At 68.3% G+C, this 18,230-nt stretch carries 15 protein-coding genes; 4 read left to right on the top strand and 11 right to left on the bottom strand.

The window, feature by feature from the left end; all coding sequences use genetic code 11:
* Positions 1 to 51: 51 nt before the first annotated feature.
* Positions 52 to 1,566 carry a hypothetical protein gene (locus tag P5P27_RS10785; protein ID WP_278123924.1) on the top strand — a complete coding sequence of 505 codons (1,515 nt, stop codon included), beginning with the start codon at positions 52 to 54 and terminating at the stop codon, positions 1,564 to 1,566.
* 53 nt (positions 1,567 to 1,619) lie between these two features.
* On the opposite strand, the gene P5P27_RS10780 is transcribed toward P5P27_RS10785, so the two are convergent.
* Both P5P27_RS10780 and P5P27_RS10775 read right to left on the bottom strand, forming a co-directional pair.
* Positions 1,620 to 2,165, bottom strand: a complete 546-nt coding sequence (locus P5P27_RS10780) for an SWIM zinc finger family protein (protein ID WP_006895437.1) — start codon at positions 2,163 to 2,165, stop codon at positions 1,620 to 1,622.
* Positions 2,162 to 3,853, bottom strand: coding sequence for a DEAD/DEAH box helicase (locus P5P27_RS10775; RefSeq protein WP_278123921.1), 1,692 nt, complete (start codon positions 3,851 to 3,853; stop codon positions 2,162 to 2,164). The genes P5P27_RS10780 and P5P27_RS10775 overlap by 4 nt, the downstream gene beginning before the upstream one ends.
* Before the next feature lie 157 nt (positions 3,854 to 4,010).
* On the opposite strand from P5P27_RS10775, the gene P5P27_RS10770 reads away from it, so the two are divergent.
* Positions 4,011 to 4,769 (top strand): TetR/AcrR family transcriptional regulator C-terminal domain-containing protein, encoded by a 759-nt coding sequence (locus tag P5P27_RS10770; RefSeq protein ID WP_278123919.1) that lies wholly within the window; start codon positions 4,011 to 4,013, stop codon positions 4,767 to 4,769.
* A gap of 44 nt (positions 4,770 to 4,813) precedes the next feature.
* On the opposite strand, the gene P5P27_RS10765 is transcribed toward P5P27_RS10770, so the two are convergent.
* The 8 genes from P5P27_RS10765 to P5P27_RS10730 all read right to left on the bottom strand — a co-directional run bounded on the left by P5P27_RS10765 (position 4,814) and on the right by P5P27_RS10730 (position 12,956).
* Positions 4,814 to 5,572, bottom strand: coding sequence for an LppU/SCO3897 family protein (locus tag P5P27_RS10765; RefSeq protein WP_278123917.1), 759 nt, complete (start codon positions 5,570 to 5,572; stop codon positions 4,814 to 4,816).
* 72 nt (positions 5,573 to 5,644) lie between these two features.
* Positions 5,645 to 6,166 carry a ribonuclease FAU-1 family protein gene (locus P5P27_RS10760; protein WP_006895441.1) on the bottom strand — a complete coding sequence of 174 codons (522 nt, stop codon included), beginning with the start codon at positions 6,164 to 6,166 and terminating at the stop codon, positions 5,645 to 5,647.
* A 47-nt stretch (positions 6,167 to 6,213) separates the two neighbouring features.
* Positions 6,214 to 7,458, bottom strand: a complete 1,245-nt coding sequence (locus P5P27_RS10755) for a PucR family transcriptional regulator (RefSeq protein WP_045536806.1) — start codon at positions 7,456 to 7,458, stop codon at positions 6,214 to 6,216.
* Entirely contained in the window at positions 7,455 to 8,891 is a 1,437-nt protein-coding gene (locus tag P5P27_RS10750) for a phytoene desaturase family protein (protein ID WP_006895443.1), read from the bottom strand. The genes P5P27_RS10755 and P5P27_RS10750 overlap by 4 nt, the downstream gene beginning before the upstream one ends.
* Complete coding sequence (locus P5P27_RS10745) at positions 8,891 to 10,312, bottom strand: DUF3556 domain-containing protein (protein WP_222111410.1); 1,422 nt, start codon at positions 10,310 to 10,312, stop codon at positions 8,891 to 8,893. The genes P5P27_RS10750 and P5P27_RS10745 overlap by 1 nt, the downstream gene beginning before the upstream one ends.
* Positions 10,313 to 10,421: 109 nt before the next feature.
* Positions 10,422 to 11,876, bottom strand: coding sequence for a class I adenylate-forming enzyme family protein (locus P5P27_RS10740; RefSeq protein WP_278123912.1), 1,455 nt, complete (start codon positions 11,874 to 11,876; stop codon positions 10,422 to 10,424).
* A 121-nt stretch (positions 11,877 to 11,997) separates the two neighbouring features.
* Positions 11,998 to 12,444 (bottom strand): QcrA and Rieske domain-containing protein, encoded by a 447-nt coding sequence (locus P5P27_RS10735; RefSeq protein WP_006895449.1) that lies wholly within the window; start codon positions 12,442 to 12,444, stop codon positions 11,998 to 12,000.
* A 68-nt stretch (positions 12,445 to 12,512) separates the two neighbouring features.
* Complete coding sequence (locus tag P5P27_RS10730; protein WP_278123910.1) at positions 12,513 to 12,956, bottom strand: VOC family protein; 444 nt, start codon at positions 12,954 to 12,956, stop codon at positions 12,513 to 12,515.
* A 124-nt stretch (positions 12,957 to 13,080) separates the two neighbouring features.
* Between P5P27_RS10730 and uvrB the strand changes: the two genes are divergently transcribed.
* Entirely contained in the window at positions 13,081 to 15,234 is a 2,154-nt protein-coding gene (uvrB, locus tag P5P27_RS10725; protein ID WP_039867008.1) for an excinuclease ABC subunit UvrB, read from the top strand.
* A 112-nt stretch (positions 15,235 to 15,346) separates the two neighbouring features.
* Entirely contained in the window at positions 15,347 to 15,790 is a 444-nt protein-coding gene (locus tag P5P27_RS10720) for a universal stress protein (protein WP_006895453.1), read from the top strand.
* Positions 15,791 to 15,883: 93 nt separating this feature from the next.
* Here P5P27_RS10720 and P5P27_RS10715 read toward each other — a convergent pair whose 3' ends face one another.
* On the bottom strand, positions 15,884 to 18,208 hold the full coding sequence (locus P5P27_RS10715; protein ID WP_045536807.1) for a HelD family protein: 2,325 nt from the start codon (positions 18,206 to 18,208) through the stop codon (positions 15,884 to 15,886).
* Positions 18,209 to 18,230: the final 22 nt, after the last annotated feature.

Below are 18,230 nucleotides of genomic sequence, written 5' to 3'. Positions count from 1 at the left end.
TGTCAGACCATCGGTCACCGCAACGTACGGCGTGATGGTTGAATCGGCGATATGCCGCCACTGTCGCATCGGAGTGTTCTGCCCGTCGTCGTGGTTCTCCTGATGATCGTCGAGGTGGTCGTGGTCGGCGTCGTGTTGTGGCCGCGCGGAGACGACGATCTCGAGTACGGGCCGGGACCGATTGCGCTGCAGTCCATGCCGTCGGCGCCGGGTGAACGGTGGAAGCTGACTGCGGAAGACGTCCTGGGAGCTGACGAACCGGCCGACGAACGTGCATCGATCTCGATCAAGGCGCAGTCGGATGATGTGGTGGTGGTCGTCGGCGCTGCCGAGCCGTACGCGCGTACGACGACGTTGGCGGCGGTCGACGTGCAGTCGGGGAAGGTGCTGTGGAGTCGACGCGAGGCGGGTCACTGGGCCGACTGCGCCGTCGGAGACGGCCCGACGCTGGCATGTACGAAGAACGTCCGAGTGAGCGGCGACGTCGTGGCTCGTGTCTCCTTCTTCGACCTGAGCTCGGGTGCCGAGCGCGTCGTGCAGACCGTCCGCGTCCACGGGACGCCCAGCATCGTGTCGGTCGATGACGGATTCGTCGTTGCGGTGCCCAGGGATTCAGGCGTCGGACTCCGCGAGGAGGGCCCGGTCCCCGACAGGGGTCCTGCCACCGTGGACCGGAGACCGTTGATCACGCGATTCGGGCCGACGGGGCAGCGTTCGTGGTCGGTCAACGGGTCGACCGGAGAGCGCACCGTGCGGTCGGTGATCGGCTCCAGGGTGATCGTGATGGAGTCCGACGACGGTGCCGTCTCCTTCTACCGGGCCGACACCGGCACCCTGGTCCACCGTGAACCGACGTCGATGGCCCCGAGCTGTGGCGCGCCGGACGAGGTCACCGGAATGATGGTGTGCACGTCGATCGTCGGGCAGCCGTCGAGACCGAACTACTTGCTCTATGAAGGTGGATTCGCGGTCAACCCGGCGGGCGGGAGTCCGGTGACCGTGACGTACGACGAGACCGGGCGGCAGACCGGTCGGCTGGTCGGGTGGTGGCTCGCCGATGATGACGATGTCGTGCGCGACGGCCAGCTCGTCGACCCCGAGTCGATCCCCGTCGTCTCCGGGCGCAAGGTCGGCGTCGTCACCGCTGACACGGGCGCGCTGCGCTGGACCCGAGCGGTCACGGGCGACGGCATCGCAAAGGTCCGCGCCCTCGACGAACGACACGTGGCGGTCGGAACGAGCGAGTTCGGGCCCGGCGATGCGTACTCGGAGACCTGGCGGCTCATCGATGCGGCCACCGGCGAGTCCGGTGGAACCGTCACGTCGAACTTCGGGGCATGGCTGTTCGGGTTCGACGGTCGGCGACTGCTGTTCGCCGGCGACCCGGCTGAGCACCAGCGGCCCAATGCTCCACGACTGACGGCGTTCGACGGCGAGAACGGAAGCAGGCGGTGGACCATCGACCCGGCAGACCGGGATGCCGGTTGGCAGCAAGTCGGGCGCGTTCTCTACTCGGTCGGCTCGACCGGCTACGGACCCGGCTGGATCGCCCGCTACGCCTCCTGACCGGTGTCGCGCAATCGTGAACCGATCCGCCACGCGACCGGCGGGGCCGCGCCTCACCCGTAGAACGTCGCCGGATCCAGTGCGGACAGCGGCGTCCACGGGCCGATGCGGTCGTCCGCAGGCACCTCGCCGTCGAGAGCGTCGCCGAAGCCTCGCAGCGACAACGCCAGCCGGGGATCCTCGTCGACCAGGCGAATCGTCTCGTAGAGCAGCGCGAGGACGTGCACGCAGCGCGGTGACCGCGCGCGACACGAGCAGTCGACCACTGCGAGTTCCGGCGGTCGCGGGCCGAGTGCGGCGTGGACCTCGTCGGTCAACGCGGATGGGCCGGGTGTGGCACCGACCAGGTCAGCGACCGCACGCGCCGCGTCCCGTCCCATCGGAGCGAACTCGAGATACGCGACGGACGCCGCATCGCCTGCGACGACGGTGCCGCGGATCAGACGTCCCTCCACGTGCACGTCGTTCATCGCATTGCGCGCCATGCGCCTCGCTCTCGGCAGGGCGGGCTCCGGCCTGGTGACGTGGGTCGGCTCCGCGATCCGGAGGAAGTCCCGGCCCCAGACGGTGAATCCGAACTCTGTGCTACTGGTACTCATGCGGTCTCCTCTCGGTTCCGGCGCAGGACTTCGATCAGCCGTTCGTCGGAGAGCTCGGTGAGAACCGCGAGCGCGCCGGCGTCGGCGTCGAGGTCCAGCGCGGCCTTCTTCCGGTGCATCGTGGCGATGTGCTCCTCCAGCGTTCCGGCCGTGGTCAGCGTGGTGACGGTGACGATGCGATCCTGGCCGATCCGGTGCACCCGGTCGGTCGCCTGAGCTTCGACCGCGGGGTTCCACCATCGATCGAAGTGAACGACGTCGGCCGCGCGGGTGAGGGTGAGACCGGTGCCGGCGGCCTTGAGGCTCGCGACGAGAACGCCGCAACCCGCGCCCGACTGATACTCGTCGACGATCCGGTCGCGTTCAGTCCGCGTGAGCCCGCCGTGCAGGAAGGGAACCCGCGTTCCGAGGAGGTCGCCGAAATGAGCGGCGAGCAGTTCACCGGTCTGGCGGTACTGCGTGAACACGACGGTGGGCGAACCGTTCTCGACGTTGGTACCGACGATCTCCGCGGCGACGTCGAGCTTTCCCGAACGACCCTCCACACGACCGGTGACCGGTCCGGAAGCGATCAGACCCGGATGATTGCAGACCTGCTTGAGCCGGGTCAGGGCCGCCAGGATCGCGCCGCGTCGCGCCATCCCGGCTCCGAATCCCTCTGCCTCGGCGCGGTCGAGGATCGCGTCGTAGATCCTGCCCTGTTCCTCGGTGAGGTCGCACTGCACGTCCGTCTCGATCTTGGGTCCGAGGTTAGCGGCGACCTCGCTCTTGGTGCGTCGCAGAACGTGTCCCGAGATCGCATCGTGCAGACGGTGCTTGGCCGTGGCCGAGCCGTTCTGGATCGGCAGCGTGTAGCGGCGGCGGAAGAGCGCGCGGTTGCCGAAGGCGCTGGGCGCGACCAGGTTCAGCACCGACCAGAGTTCGTCGAGATTGTTCTCGATCGGCGTCCCGGTGAGCGCGATCCGTGCGTCGGCGGTGATCGCCCGCGCGGCGCGCGAGACCTGGGTCCGGCTGTTCTTGAGCGCCTGCGCTTCGTCGAATACGGCGGTGGCCCATCTCACGGCCGCGAGTGCGCCGGTGTGACGGCGAAGGGTGGGATACCCGGTCACGACAACGGTGCGGTCGCCGGGCGGTGGCAGTTCGCCGCCGCGGAAGTCGGCGGCCTCCAGACCGGGAGTCCAGCGGCGTATCTCGCGAATCCAGTTCGTCACGAGGCCGGTGGGACACACCACCAGCGCCGGCCCGTGGTCGGCGCGGGCCAGGTGGGCGATGGTCTGCAACGTCTTGCCCAGCCCCATCTCGTCGGCGAGGATTCCACCGCCCTCCGCGCATACCTCGGCGAGCCAGGTGACGCCCCGCAGCTGGTAGGCGCGCAGGTCCGCGGTGAGCAGGGGCCGGAGCGACTCGGCCGCGGCGAGGGTGTCGACGAAGACCGCACGAGCGTAGGCGGCCGAGGTCGCGGCGTCACCGGTCGCGTTCAGGACCGCGTGCGCGGCGGGAGGCAACTCGACGTCCGCGTCCGGGTCGGCAGCGATGCGCGACCAGGCCTGCGCCGACGGGGTCTGGCAGGCGGGCAGGTGGTCGGCGTCGACGATCCGGCAGGCGACGTTCGAGGGGACGAGGCCTGCCGTGGGCCCGTGCCCGGAGGGCAGCGGAATGCGAAGGGTATGCGTTCGCCCTGCGGACACCGAAGGCGCCCACAGGGCGAACGCATGCCGGTCGGTCAGATAGGTGGCGTGCAGGGGTACGTTCTGCCTGGTCAGAATGTCTCCTCCGAGAAACTGTGGGGATGACGTACGATGTACGGAACTGATACCGTACGCCTTACGGAGAGGATTGTCGAGGATGGCGGACGAGACCGAGAACGTGCGGCGCACCGTCGAACTGCTGTGGCGGGCACCGAGTGATGTTCAGGTCCGGCCGGGACCGCGGCAGCGCACCACCGTCGAGGCGGTGGTGCGGGCGGCGGTGGCGATCGCCGATGCGAACGGGCTGGCGCAGCTGTCGATGCGGGTGCTCGCCGCGGACGTCGGACTCAAGCCGATGGGGCTCTACACGTATGTGCCGAACCGGGAGATTCTGCTGGCTCTGATGATCGACGCGGTGGCGGTCGAAGACACCGCGATCGACACGAGCGCGACTATCGACGCAGTGCTGCGGGCGGTTGCCGATCAGTACCGTGACGAGATCCTCCGGCATCCGTGGCTGCTCGACGTCCCTGCGTGGCGCCCGGTCCCGGGACCGGGCTCCTCGCATAGATACGAGGTCCAGCTTTCCGCCGTCGCGGCGGCCGGGGCCAGGTCGGGGAAGCACTTCGGCGATGTGGAGCTGGACGCGGTGATTGCTTCGCTGCGAGCCTTCGCCATCGGCAATGCCCGCTCGCGGATCGACCAGATGGTGACGTACGCGAACTCGGGAATGACCGACGAACAGTGGTGGGAGACGGCCGGGCCATTGCTCGCCGATGCGATGCCCGAGGGGCGGTATCCGATCTCGTCCCGGGTCGGCACCGCCGTGGGCGAGGAGTTCGCCGGCCCGGGAAACGCCGACCACGCGTACGAGTTCGGCCTCACCCGACTGATCGCCGGCATCATCCGCGGATGAGTGCGGGTGCGCGATCGGTCGGATGAGGCCGGTGCCGGGACGGGCTACTTCCAGCCGTACCCGTCGCCCTGAATCTCGGCGCAGAAGCCGATCCGGCGCGCCGGATCGGTCTGCACCTCGTAGGTGAACGCCTTCTGCTTCTCGGAATCGGTGCAGTTCGGCACGTTCGCGGACTCGGCGCGCTCGGTGATCTTGTATCGGGCGGTCAGGCTCGACGAGGGCGTCGAACAGGCGACGGTCTTGAGGTCGGCGCCGATCGAGATGGTCGATTCCTCGTAGCACGTGCCCACCCGGTAGTTCGGGATCAGGCACATCACCTTGTCTGCTGCGCCGGTGCCGTATTCGTACACGTAGTAGTTGTAGTGGCCGGCTTCGCATGCCGCCTGGGAGTCCAGTTTGGCGCCGACGATGTACGAGACCGAGCTCGTGTCGGCGCAGTCGATGGCGGCGGTCGTCACATCGGTGGTCGATCCGTCCACCGTGATGCACGAACCGATGGGGCTCGAGTCGACGCTCGTCCCGCTGTCCTTGTCCTTCAGGATCGTCGCAGCTACGGCTCCGGCGATCACCACTGCGAGGAGGATGACGGCGACGATGACGACGCGTCGGATCCCGTTCTTCTTCGGCGGCGGCGGATAGCCCGGCGTGCCGGGGACGGGAGCGAACCCGCCGACGGGCGCTTGCGGCTGCGGGTAAGGCTGTCCGTACTGAGGATACGGTTGAGGCTGGGGTCCGGGCTGCGGATACGGCGCAGGTTGTTGGCCGGCCGGCTCGGGCTGGTGGGGCGGGGTCGGAGGCGTCATCGACGGCGGACTTCCTGTGAGGCAGATGAGAACCGTAGGGGAGTCTGTCACACGTTCGTCCGATACCGGCGATCAGGCTCGATCGAGCCATTCGAGTGGTGTACCCGCCTGCGCGTCGAGCCACGACTGCACATCTCCCGAGGTCGTCGCGCCGATCAGCGCCGTCGTCGCGATCCGCACGGCGTCTTCGGCCTGTGCGGTGGTCAGGAACCCGGCGGCATGCGCGTCGAACAATTCGTCCACGTCGATCAGCGCGAGCGGTTCGCCCGGAACGTCTACGAGATCCAGATACCAGTCGACCGCGTGCCAGCGGCCCGCCTCGTCGGGACCGGAGAACTCGCCGATATCGAGATACAGGCGTTGTCCCGGGCGGTGGCCGGCCACGAAGTGGAAGATGTTGGCGCGCAGTCCGAGAGACGGCAGCAGCCAGCTCTCCAGATGAGTGAAGCGCGGATGGTCGGCGGTGCGCGACATGTACAGCCCGAAGTCGGTGACGCGGTAGTCGAGCACCTCGCGCACGACGCCCTTGTTATCGGTGTTCGTCATCGCGGGGACGTCGAAGACCTCGCGCTTGGGCGGATGCAGATCGGCCATGCGCCCAGCTTGTCACAGCGACGGACGGCCGGCGGTGCGGAACGGCGTCATCGTGCGATGAGCACCATCGGGCCGAGGAACTCGCACGCGGTCAGCGCCAACCCCACGTCTAGCCGGTCGTGGTCCGGCCCGACGGTCGCCAGCGCCTTGTCGATGCGGTACTTGACGCTGTTCCGGTGGAGGCTGAGCCGTTCGGCGGTCCGCACGTGACTGTCGCCCGTCGCGAGAAAGACGGCCGGGGTTTCCCGCAGCGACGCGGCCGACGGGCTGTCTTCCGCGAGGTCGCCGAGGACTTCGCGGACCCACGGCCGGGTGTGCTCGATGTCGCGTTCCAGCATCGCCGCCAGCGCGATCCCGCGATCCCCGAAGCCGGTCACCTGGCCGGTCGGGCTGTCCGGCAGATGCGCGACGGTGAATGCGGCGCGCGACTGCTCGTGACTCCGGCAGAATCCGGCGGTCCCCGGCGCAGCGTCGCCGAACGCCATCCGCACACCCTCCGGCAGTGAGGCGGTCCGCAGGGCGGCGACGGCGTCCGCGCCGCGCGCACGGTCCGCCAGGAACACCCACGCCCAGAGGGTGGAGGCGTCGACCGGAGCGATGAGCGCCGGTCCCGCCGACCCGATTCCGGCGAAGACTCGGCGCGCCACCCGATCGAGGTCCGCCAGTTCCAGGGACGCGCGTTCGGTGAGCCACAGGATGATCGCGCGATGCACCCGATCGAGGCGGTAGCCGGTCTCGCGTTCGAATGTGGCCGCGCCGGCTTCGGGAGCCGCGAGGAGATTGTGCACCGTCGAGGACAGAACGGTGCCCTGCGTCCCGATCCACCTGCGCCGTTCGTCCTCGTACACTTCGAACACCGCGGCGGTGATCCAGTCGATGTAGCGATACAGCACGGTCGAGACGTACTCGGTGAGCTCGACGGTCTCGGCCGCACCCAGGTGCTGGTCGGCGATGAGTCGGTAGCAGCGCTGCTGAACCAGGTTCTGGCCCATGTGGTAGGCCCGGACCAGCGCGTTCGACGGAATGTCGCGCTGAGCCAGACGCAGCGCGTATTCGACGGCCGCGGTCGGCGGCTGCAGATGAGCCAGCGGAATGTCGTTGGTCAGGATGTGAACGATGTTGGTCACGTTGGCGTGGACACTGGCCTCGAGCATCTCGACCAGCACCGGATCGGTGTCGAGCGGTTCGATCCCGCGCGCCAGTGCCTCGGCGACGACGTCCGAGAGTGCCAGGTGTCCGGCGCCGAGCGCTCGGCCGACCTCCGCGGCCCGGGCACGGACGATCTCGGTCACCGTCGTCGCCCGTCGCCCGCCCGTCGCAGATGCCGCAACGCCGACTCGGCCGCGTGATAGCCGCACAGACCGTGGACGCCGGGGCCGGGCGGTGTGGACTGCGAGCACAGGAACACCCCGTCCACTCCGGTCGAGTACGGATCCAACGCTGCCCTGGGACGAAACAGGAGCTGCAGGCCGTCATTGGCCCCGCCCATGATGTCGCCTTCGGCGTAATTCCGGTTGTACGCGGCCATCTGGGGGACCGTCGTGGTCTTCATGTCCACAATGGTGTCGCGGAATCCGGGCGCGAACCGCTCGATCTGCGAGATCACTTGCTGCGTCGCGTCGCCGGAGTAACCGGCCGGAACGTGCGCGTACGACCAGATCGGATTGATCCCCGCCGAACTGCGCGTCGGATCGGCGATGTATTGCTGTCCGACCAGGACGAACGGCCGGTCGGGCAGGACTCCCCGGTCACGGAGCTTCTCGGCGCGCCTGATCTCCTCGAAGGTCCCGCCCAGATGGACCGTGCCCGCACGTCCGCAGTCCTTATCGCGCCACGGGATGTCGCCGCGAATCGCGAAATCGACCTTGAACGCGGCGGCACCGACCCGGTGCCTGCGGTAAGCGCGCCGGATACGCGGCGGCATCCGATCGCCGTAGAGCCGTTCGGCCTGTGCGGGAGAGAGGTCGAGCAGCACGACATCGGCGGCGGGGATCTGATCGCGGGACGTGATGGTGACACCGGTCTCGATCGTGCCGCCGTGATCGGCCAGGGCGGCCGTGACCGCGGCGATGATGGAGCCGGAGCCGCCTTCGGCCACCGGCCAGCCGTATCGGTGCCCGCTCGCAGCGATCATCAAGCCCAGCGAGGCGGTCAGCGGTCGGTCGAAGTCGGTGTACACGTGGGCGGCGATGCCGCCGTAGAGTGCACGCCCGGCGGGGGTGCGAAACAGCCTGGCCATCACTGACACCGGGAGCAGCGCCCGCGGGCCGAAGGCCGCGAGTTCGAACGGGTGGACGGGTGCATGGGCGATCGGCCGCAGCAGATCGTGTCCGAGATCGTCGAAGTTCCTGGCGAGATCCCCGAGGACGGCGCGCCAACGGCGCCCGTCGGCGCCCAGCCCGTCCGCGGTCTCGGTGATCGACCGGAACAGCAGCGCGGTCTCACCGGAGTCGAGGGGATGGGCGCAGTCGATCTCGGGCCGGCGCCATCGTAAGCCGTAGCGGCCGAGATCGATCTCCCTCCAGAACGGCGAACCCACCCCCATCGGATGAAACGCCGAGCACAGGTCGTGGATCACACCCGGCACCAGCGACTCCGCCGAGCGAGCACCCCCGCCGACGGTGTCCGCGGCTTCGAGCACCTGGACCTTCACGCCGTTGCGTGCGAGCTGCAGCCCGGCGGCGAGCCCGTTGGGCCCGCCGCCGACGATGACCGCGGTGGACATCAGACGGTCTCCGCCGCAGGCGTATCCGTCTCCGCCGGCGTGTCCGTCTTCGCGACTGTCTCCGTCTCCGTCGAAGTGCGGGGTCCGGCTTGATGATTCACGGTCTCAGCCTGGTCGACGCTGGTATAGGCGTCAATGCCCGGATGCGGGCTCGCGAACTCGCGACGCCAGGTCACCTCCACCGGGATCGGGCCGTGCGGCAGCCACGGCTGTTCGTTCACCGCGTCGCGGACCCGCCACCGGCCGCGCTCCACGACACCGAGTGCGGCGTCGATGATCAGATAGTCCTGGGTTCCACGGTGGATGGGCTGGGACTCGGCCCACACCACGGTGAACTCGCCCGGTGCGAATCCACAGCGACGTTGCAGGGCGGCGATCATCTTGGTGTCGTGGAGATGGCCGTCACCGAAGTTGAACGCGACCAGCGAGTTGCAGGAGAACTCGGCTTCGCGCAGGTCGTAGGTGTTCATCCGGTCGTCGCCGAGATGCCGCTGCATCAGCGACAGCAGGCCGCGGCCCTGGCTGTGCATCGATCGCCAGGCGAGCATCTGGTGCATCACCACGTCGGCGACCTCGTCCGGGAACGTCGCCGTGAGCTGCGTCTTCGTGTTGAGCGAGGAGCGCACCACGTGGCGGTTGAGCTTCTCCTCGGCGCCGGGCGCGAAGGCCCAGGTGGCCTTCGAGACGCCGGCACCGACCCACACCACCACGATGAGCAGTTTGAGCGCGAGGATCATGTCGACGAAGGGCAGGAAGGCGAAGAAGGCCACCGCAGGCAGATACTGCTCTGATCGCGCCGCGATGAACGGCACCTTGTCCCGCAGCCCCAGGATCACCATCATCGCGAGGTAGGGATAGAGCACGGCCGGATCCACGAGACCGTGATTGCCCGGCACCAGAGCGTCGAGCCGGCTCCCGTGCACGGTGGGCAGGAACAGTGCCACGACGAGGTTCACGACGATCGCCGCGTAGAGCGCGACGTCGAAGAGGGTTCGGGAGTCACCCTTGGTGAAGGGAACTCTGTCCGGCCACGGTGGCAGCCGGATGGTCCGGGGCCGGAGCCAGAACAGCGCGCCGCCGGTCATCGGCTTGAAGTGCCCGGCCAGCGGTCCCCACGAGCCGCCGACGCCCAGCGTCTCGACGAGGAGTGTCCAGAGGACCAGCTTCTGATACACCACCGGCTGGTTCCACCACTCCGAGACGGCCAGCGGCGAGTGGCCCGAGCTCAGCGTGGCGATCGTGACGCCGACACCGATGTAAAGGATGAGGACTTTGGCGAGGTAGATGAGGTGAACCGCCTTCTGCGTACCGAAGCCGTACTCGGCCCAGTGCGTGCTGAGCACGCGCAGGCGGTCCAGCAGCGGTCGCCGGCGGAAGGTCGCCGGATCGACCGGCGGGAAGTCGGGTTGCGTGAGACCCATGGTTGGTCACTCCAATCGTGTAGGGAGAGAGCGGAGAGCAGGTGTTCGCCGGACAGGGGGTATCGCGCCGCGGCGTGCGCGGCGTGCGGGAAGTCGGGGTGCGAGAGCGTCAGCTGGAGACGAGCCCGCGACGGAGGGCGGGCTTGTCGATCTTGCCGACCGGGTTGCGGGGGAGTTCGGTGACGATGTGGACGGCGTCGGGGAGTTTGACCCGCGCCAGCCGCCCGGCGAGGTGCGCGGTGATCTCATGGGAGTCCACGGTGGCGCCGGGATGGCGGACGACGTAGGCGACGGGCACTTCTCCGTACAGGCTGTCCGGTGCGCCGACGACGGCGCACTCGAGGACGTCCGGGTGCGTCGCGAGCGCCGCCTCGATCTCCTTCGGATACAGGTTCTCGCCGCCGCGGATGATCATGTCCTTGATGCGGTCGACCACGGTGAGGTAGCCGTCGGCGTCGAGGCGTCCGACGTCACCGGTGTGCAGCCGCCCGTCGACGAGGACGTCAGCGGTCGCGCCGGGCCGGCCGAGGTAGCCGAGCATCACCGCCGGACCGCTGATCACGATCTCGCCCGTCTCGCCTGCGGGCAGCGCGCGGCCCTCGGCGTCCACGACGGCGATCGTCTGGCCGGGCAGGGCGGGTCCCACCGTGCCGAGCCGGCGTTCGCCGCGCAGCGGATTGCAGGCGCTGGCGCATGTGGCTTCGGTGAGTCCGTAGCCCTCGAGGATCGGGAACGCGAACCGCGACTGGACCAGCGTGAGGAGCTCTCGCGAGATCGGAGCCGCACCGCAGATCGCGACTCGGATCGAGGACATGTCGGCGTCGGCGGAGTCGGAGGAGGACGCGAGGAGCGCGTAGACGGTGGGGACACCGGAGAAGTACGTGGGCCGCAGGCGACGCACGTCGTCGAAGAACCTGCTCACGGAGAACCGTCCGGTGATGCTGACCTGAGCGCCTGCGAGGAACGGTGAGAGGACGGACACGCAGATCGCGTTCACGTGGAAGAGCGGCAGAATGAGGAGGGCGTGATCGGCGGCCGTCAGTTCCAGCAACCGCACCATCGACGTCGCCATGAAGTGCAGGTTGGCGTGGGTCAGCTGCACGCCCTTGGGGCGCCCGGTGGACCCGGATGTGTAGATCAGCAGGGCCACCGCATCACGCGGCGGGGCCGCAGGCGCGATCCACCCGGAACTCGGTTCGAGGGCGAGGTCCTCCACGTCGAGGACGGGCCGGTCGCCGACGGCACGGTCGGCGACCACGACTCTCGCGCCGGCATCGTCGAGCTGATGGGTGGACTCCTCGTCGGTGAACGCCGGATTGACCGGCGTCGCGGTCGCGCCGAGCCGCCACGCGGCGGCCATCACCACGATCAGTTCCGCACGATTCGGCAGCATCGCGGCCACGACGTCGCCCGCGACGACGCCGCGTGCGGCGAGTTGTTCTGCGCAAGCGTCGACCCGAGTCGCGAACGCCGCATACGAGTGTTCGTGGCGGTCGTCTCGAATGCACGGTGCCTCGCCTCGAACGGCATTGTCCCAGGGGAAGTACGACGCGGTCGGAGTCACGTGGGTCACCTTTCATTGATGTTGTGAGAGACAACACTAGAAAGGTGTTCGTGGGCGGGCTACGGCCTGCGAAGCCAGAATTCGCGGCGGTGATTGTGCACTGAGCACAAGGCCCGCGGCGTCACTGCCGGATGATGTTGGAACCGTCGACTCGCACCGAGACCTTGCTGAGCGGCCGGTCGGCGGGGCCGTTCGCGACGGTGCCGTCGAGGTGGAACTTACTGCCGTGGCACGGGCAGTCGATGGTGCCGTCGCTGACTCCGGAGAGGGTGCAGCCCGCATGCGTGCACGTAGCGTTGAACGCTTGGTAATCGCCCGCTCTCGGCTGGGTGATCACCACGTCACCGGCGATCACCCCACCGCCGACGGGGACGTCGGAGACGGTGGCCAGCGTGCCGGCCGGGGCTCCGGACGGCGGGGTCACGCCCGCCGGAGCGGACTCGCGCGAACCGCACGCGCTCAGCGCGACGCCGAGAGTCAGGGCTCCGGCGGTGGCACCCGCGCCCGCGACAAAGGTCCGGCGCGAGACGCCCGCGGGGCTGGTTGAGGTCGGGGTGTCAGAAGACATGGCTGGTCGGTCCCTTCGGTAGCGAGTCGATGCGGATTCATCATCGCGCAGCCCGAGTGCCGGTGCGGTCAGACGCCGCGGATGGTTCCGTCGTCGTCGACGGAGAAGGCCGGGTTCCATACGAAGTCCCACCGGAAGCCGTCCGGGTCGGCGACGCATGCGCTGGTGCCGCCCCACTCCCGAGCCGTCGGCGGGTTGATCGCTGACGCGCCGGCGGCGACGGCCGCGTCGAACATGCGCCGCACGGTGGCGGCGTCGCCGACGTTGTGTCCGAGCGACATCGGCGGGGCGAGCTCGCCGTGACCCACAGCGCCGTACTCGCCGGGCATGGAGGAGACGTTCCACAGTGCGAGCATCAAGCCGGGGCCGATCTGCAGGAACGTGATCTCGCCGGGGATCGAGTTCAGGACGCGGAAGCCGAGTCCATCGGCATAGAACGTCGTCGACCGCTCGACGTCGCGGACGCCGAGAGTGATCGCGCTGACGGGAGGTGGAACGGCGGGAACTGTCATGGCGACCTCCGAGGACCGATTGGCTGTACGGCGATTCTGCACCAGGGGTCGGACATCGACTACCCCTCCAGGGCGCCCTCGTTTCGATCCGGCCCATGTCAGACCACGCGTCTACCCTGGTGTCATGGCATTCCCAGCGGAGAAACCGGTGATCGCGCACTCGGAGTTCCGGCCGATCGGAGAGATCGAGCGTACCGACGCGAAGTTCGAGGTCGTCAGCGAATACGAGCCGGCGGGCGACCAGCCGACCGCGATCGCAGACCTGGAGCGACGGCTCAAGGCCGGTGAACGCGACATCGTCCTGCTCGGTGCCACCGGCACGGGCAAGTCGGCGACCACCGCGTGGCTCATCGAGCGCGTGCAGCGGCCCACCCTGGTAATGGCGCCCAACAAGACGCTTGCCGCTCAGCTCGCGAACGAGTTGCGAGAGATGTTGCCGCACAACGCCGTCGAGTACTTCGTCTCGTACTACGACTACTACCAGCCCGAGGCGTACATCGCGCAGACGGACACCTACATCGAGAAGGACAGCTCGATCAACGACGACGTGGAGCGGCTCCGGCACGCGGCCACGTCGAGTCTGCTGTCGCGCCGAGACGTGGTGGTGGTCGCGTCCGTGTCCTGCATCTACGGCCTGGGGACGCCGCAGTCGTACCTCGACCGCTCGGTGGAACTGTCCGTCGGCGACTCGATCGACCGCGACGCGCTGCTGCGGCTGCTGGTCGACGTCCAGTACACGCGGAACGACGTCGCGTTCACCCGTGGCGGGTTCCGCGTACGGGGCGATACCGTCGAGATCATCCCCTCGTATGAGGAGCTCGCGGTCCGGATCGAGTTCTTCGGCGACGAGGTCGACGCGCTCTATTATCTGCATCCGCTGACCGGTGAGGTGGTGCGCAAGGTCGACTCGCTGAGAATCTTTCCCGCGACCCACTACGTCGCCGGTCCGGAACGGATGGCGGTCGCGATGGCGAGCATCGAGAAGGAACTCGAGGAGCGGCTCGCCGACCTCGAGGCCAAGGGCAAGCTGCTCGAAGCGCAACGACTGCGGATGCGGACCACGTACGACCTCGAGATGATGCGTCAGGTCGGCTTCTGCTCGGGTATCGAGAACTACTCGCGCCATATCGACGGCCGCGGACCGGGGACCGCCCCGGCGACCCTGCTCGACTACTTCCCGGACGACTTCCTCCTGGTGATCGACGAGTCTCATGTGACTGTCCCGCAGATCGGCGCGATGTATGAGGGCGACATGTCCCGCAAGCGCAATCTGGTCGAATACGGGTTCCGTCTGCCGTCCGCCGTCGACAACCGTCCGCTCACGTGGGACGAGTTCGTCGACCGAGTCGGACAGACCGTGTATCTGTCCGCCACGCCGGGACCCTACGAGCTCGGCCAGTCCGGAGGCGAGTTCGTCGAGCAGGTCATCCGACCGACCGGCCTGCTCGATCCGCAGATCGTGGTGAAGCCGACCAAGGGACAGATCGACGATCTGGTGCACGAGATCCGCGAACGCACCGACCGCCAGGAACGGGTGCTGGTCACCACCCTCACCAAGAAGATGGCCGAAGACCTCACCGACTACCTGCTCGAACTCGGCATCCGGGTGCGCTACCTGCATTCGGAGGTCGACACCCTCAGGCGCGTGGAGTTGCTCAGACAGCTGCGCACCGGTGAATACGACGTGCTCGTCGGCATCAACCTGCTCCGTGAGGGCCTCGACCTTCCGGAGGTCTCGTTGGTCGCGATTCTCGACGCGGACAAGGAGGGCTTCCTACGCAGCACCACATCGCTGATCCAGACCATCGGTCGCGCCGCCCGAAACGTCTCGGGCGAGGTCCACATGTACGCCGACAAGATCACCGATTCGATGGCGAATGCGATCGAGGAGACCGACCGGCGTCGTGCCAAGCAGATCGCCTACAACGAGGAGAAGGGGGTCGACCCGCAGCCGCTGCGGAAGAAGATCGCCGACATCCTCGACCAGGTGTACGCGGAGGCCGAGGACGCGGTGGAGATCGGCGGCTCAGGACGCAACGCCAGTCGAGGGCGACGCGCGCAGGGCGAAGTGTCGAAGGTCGCAACCTCGGGGGTCATCGAGAATCGGGACACATCGGCCATGCCCCGCGCGGAACTGGCCGATCTGGTGCAACAACTCACCGAGCAGATGATGAATGCGGCCCGTGATCTGCAGTTCGAGTTGGCGGCACGCCTGCGTGACGAGATCGCAGATCTCAAGAAGGAACTGCGCGGAATGGACGCCGCAGGGATCAAGTGACGCAGATCCGCGGTGAGTCAAGGTATGTTCATGACCGGTAAGGCATTCCGAGGCCGGATGCGGAGATCGTTCACATATCGGCCCCACGTCGCTTCTGGAGGGAAAGACAGGCATGAGCGGTTACACCACAGTCGTGGTCGGCACGGACGGCTCGGAGTCGTCGATGAAGGCAGTCGAGCGTGCTGGAGCGATCGCCGGGGACGCAACCGTCGTCATCGCGTGCGCGTACTTCCCGAACGACGGGAAGGCGGCCGCCGCCGCGTCGGACACGCTGCGTGACGAGGCGTACCAGGTGATGGGATCGTCGCCGACCGAGGAGATCCTCCGCACCGCGAAGGAGCGGGCCGTCAAGGCCGGTGCCACCAAGGTGGTCCAGCGTGCGGTGCAGGGCGCCCCGGTCGACGCGCTTCTGCAGCTCGTCGTCGACGTGCAGGCGGATCTGCTGGTGGTCGGCAACAAGGGCCTGAACTCGATCGCCGGCCGCCTGCTGGGTTCGGTCCCGGCCGACGTCGCGCGCAAGGCCGCCTGCGATGTCCTGATCGTCCACACCACGTAGACCGGCACGACGCGGGGCGATTCGTATCGACCGCCACGGTCAACCGGAGCCCGGCCGAACCGCCTCACGCGGCTCGGCCGGGCTCCGTTCTCGTCATTCGTGCGGGAGGTCGTCCGGGAGGTCGGCGAGGTCGGGCGGCAGGGCGCGCGCGTGTACCACCACCAGACGCTGGGTGGCTCGGGTGAGCGCCACGTACAGGTCGTTGTATCCGCGCGGCGACTCCGCGATCAGGTCGGCGGGCTCGAGCAGGATCACGTTGTCGAACTCCAGACCCTTCGCCGCGGTGATCGCGTGCACCGTGGCCCGATCGCCGGGCGACGCGAGTGCGCGGACGTCCTCGGCGGTGCCGTCCGAGGCGATGATCGTGGTGAGGCCGGGCCAGCGGGAGCCCTCCGCGAGCGCGACTGCCGCGGCGGCGGCATCGTCGGATCGGATCGCGTATGGCTCGATCCCGTTGGAGCGCAACGACTCCGGCGGTGCTTGATCCGGATTGATCCAGTTCAGAACACGGTTGGCGTACCGGGTGATCTCCGACGGAGTGCGATAGTTGACGGTCAGTTCGTGAAGTCGCCAGCGGTCGGCGACGTAGGGTTCGAAGACCTCGCGCCAGGAATCGGCGCCCGCGGCATCGCCCGTCTGGGCGGTGTCGCCGATGACGGTCATCCAGCGATTGGGAATCCGCCGCATCACCATTCGCCACGCCATCGAGGAGAGTTCCTGCGCCTCGTCGACGATGACGTGCCCGAAGGTCCAGGTCCGGTCGTCGTGGGCCCGCTCGGCGGTGGTCCGGCTCGTGGTGTGCACCTGCCGTTCGGCCAGTTGCTCGGCGTCGATCAGGTCGTACGCCATCAGGATCTCGGGGTCGAGGTCGTCCTCCAGATCCTGCGGTGCCGAACCGGTCAGGATGTCGAGGGCGTCCTGGGCTTCGGCGAGCCGTTGCCGCCACTGCGCGCGTTGGACCTGTTCGGCCTCGTCGGTACGGTATCCGATCAGTTCCGCGAGTTCGTCGAGCAGCGGGACGTCGGCGGGAGAGAAGTCGGCGCCGTCGCGCAGGGGATGCGCATCGCGACGGAGTGCGTCGCGTTCCTCGTCGGTCCAACCGCGCGTCGACTTCCGCAGGAGTGCGGGGTCGTCGTAGAGCTCGCGGAGAACCCCTTGCGGTGTCAAGGCAGGCCAGAATTCGCCGAGCGCCTGGACGACGTGGGGATCGGACTCCAGTTCCCGGCGGATGTCCTCCAGATCGGCGCTGGTGAGCAGTTGGCTGCCGTCTAGCGGGTCTGCTCCCACCTGGCGGGCGTGCACCTCTGCGAGTTCGTCGAGCGCCGCCCGCAGGAAGGCGCGCTGCGCGAGATTGTGGGCCCGTCGCGTGGACCGCGCGTGCGCCCGCGCAGCCTTGACCACCTCGGCGTCGATCGGCAGCTCATAGCCGTCGAACGGGACGGTGACACCGCGGCCGGGGAGCGCCTGTTTGGCGCGGACCGCGGCGCGGAGCACGTTCAGCATCCGCTGGTCGCCTTTCAGCGCGGTTGCGGTGCGGGAGTCTCTGGCCCGCGCGCGCACATCGGGGAACAGGTCTCCGACGGTGGAGAGCAGGACTCCCGTCTCGCCGAGCGAGGGAAGAACCTGGCCGATGTACTGAAGGAAATCGGCGTTCGGCCCGATGATGAGCACACCGCTGCGCGAGAGCATGTCGCGGTAGGTGTACAGCAGGTATGCGGCGCGGTGCAGCGCTACCGCGGTCTTACCGGTGCCCGGCCCGCCCTGGACCACCGTGACGCCGCGATGCGTGGAGCGGATGATCTCGTCCTGCTCGCGTTGGATCGTCTCGACGATGTCGGTCATCTCGCCCGTGCGAGCGGCGTTGAGAGCGTCCACCAGGGCGGCCTCGTTGACGACGTTGCCGCCGAGCTCGGCGCCGTCGGAGCTCGTCTCGATGCGGCCGGATGCGAGGTACTCGTCGGACACGGATCGGACCGCACGCGACCGCGTCCGGATGTGCCTGCGGCGTTCCACGTCTTCCGGTGACGCGGGGGTCGCGAGGTAGAAGGGCCGGGCCAGCGGGGCGCGCCAGTCGAGGAGCAGCGTCGTGTCCTGCTCGTCGTCGTCGAGGATTCCGATCCGGCCGATGCGCCGGACGGTGTCGGTGTCGGTGCCGTCGGTCATGTCGAGCCGACCGAAGTACAGGTTGTGTTCGGCGGCGTCGATCTTGACCAGGTCCTCCTGGTACATCCGTTCGTACGACTCGCGTTCGGAGAGCGCTTGCGGTGTGCCGGCCGACTCGCGGAGAGTCTCGCTCAGCCTGCGCTTGGCGTTGGCACGCATGCGGTCGAGCCGGCCGTACACCGCATCCAGATGGACTTGCTCCTGCGCGAGGCGCGGATCGGATGCGGTGTCGGCCGGCGTGGGGTCGGAGGGCACGGAACGGGGGTGTGGCGCTGTC

The organism is Gordonia sihwensis (genome assembly GCF_029632925.1).
Lineage (GTDB): Bacteria > Actinomycetota > Actinomycetes > Mycobacteriales > Mycobacteriaceae > Gordonia > Gordonia sihwensis.
This window is presented reverse-complemented; position numbering and strand designations above follow the sequence as displayed.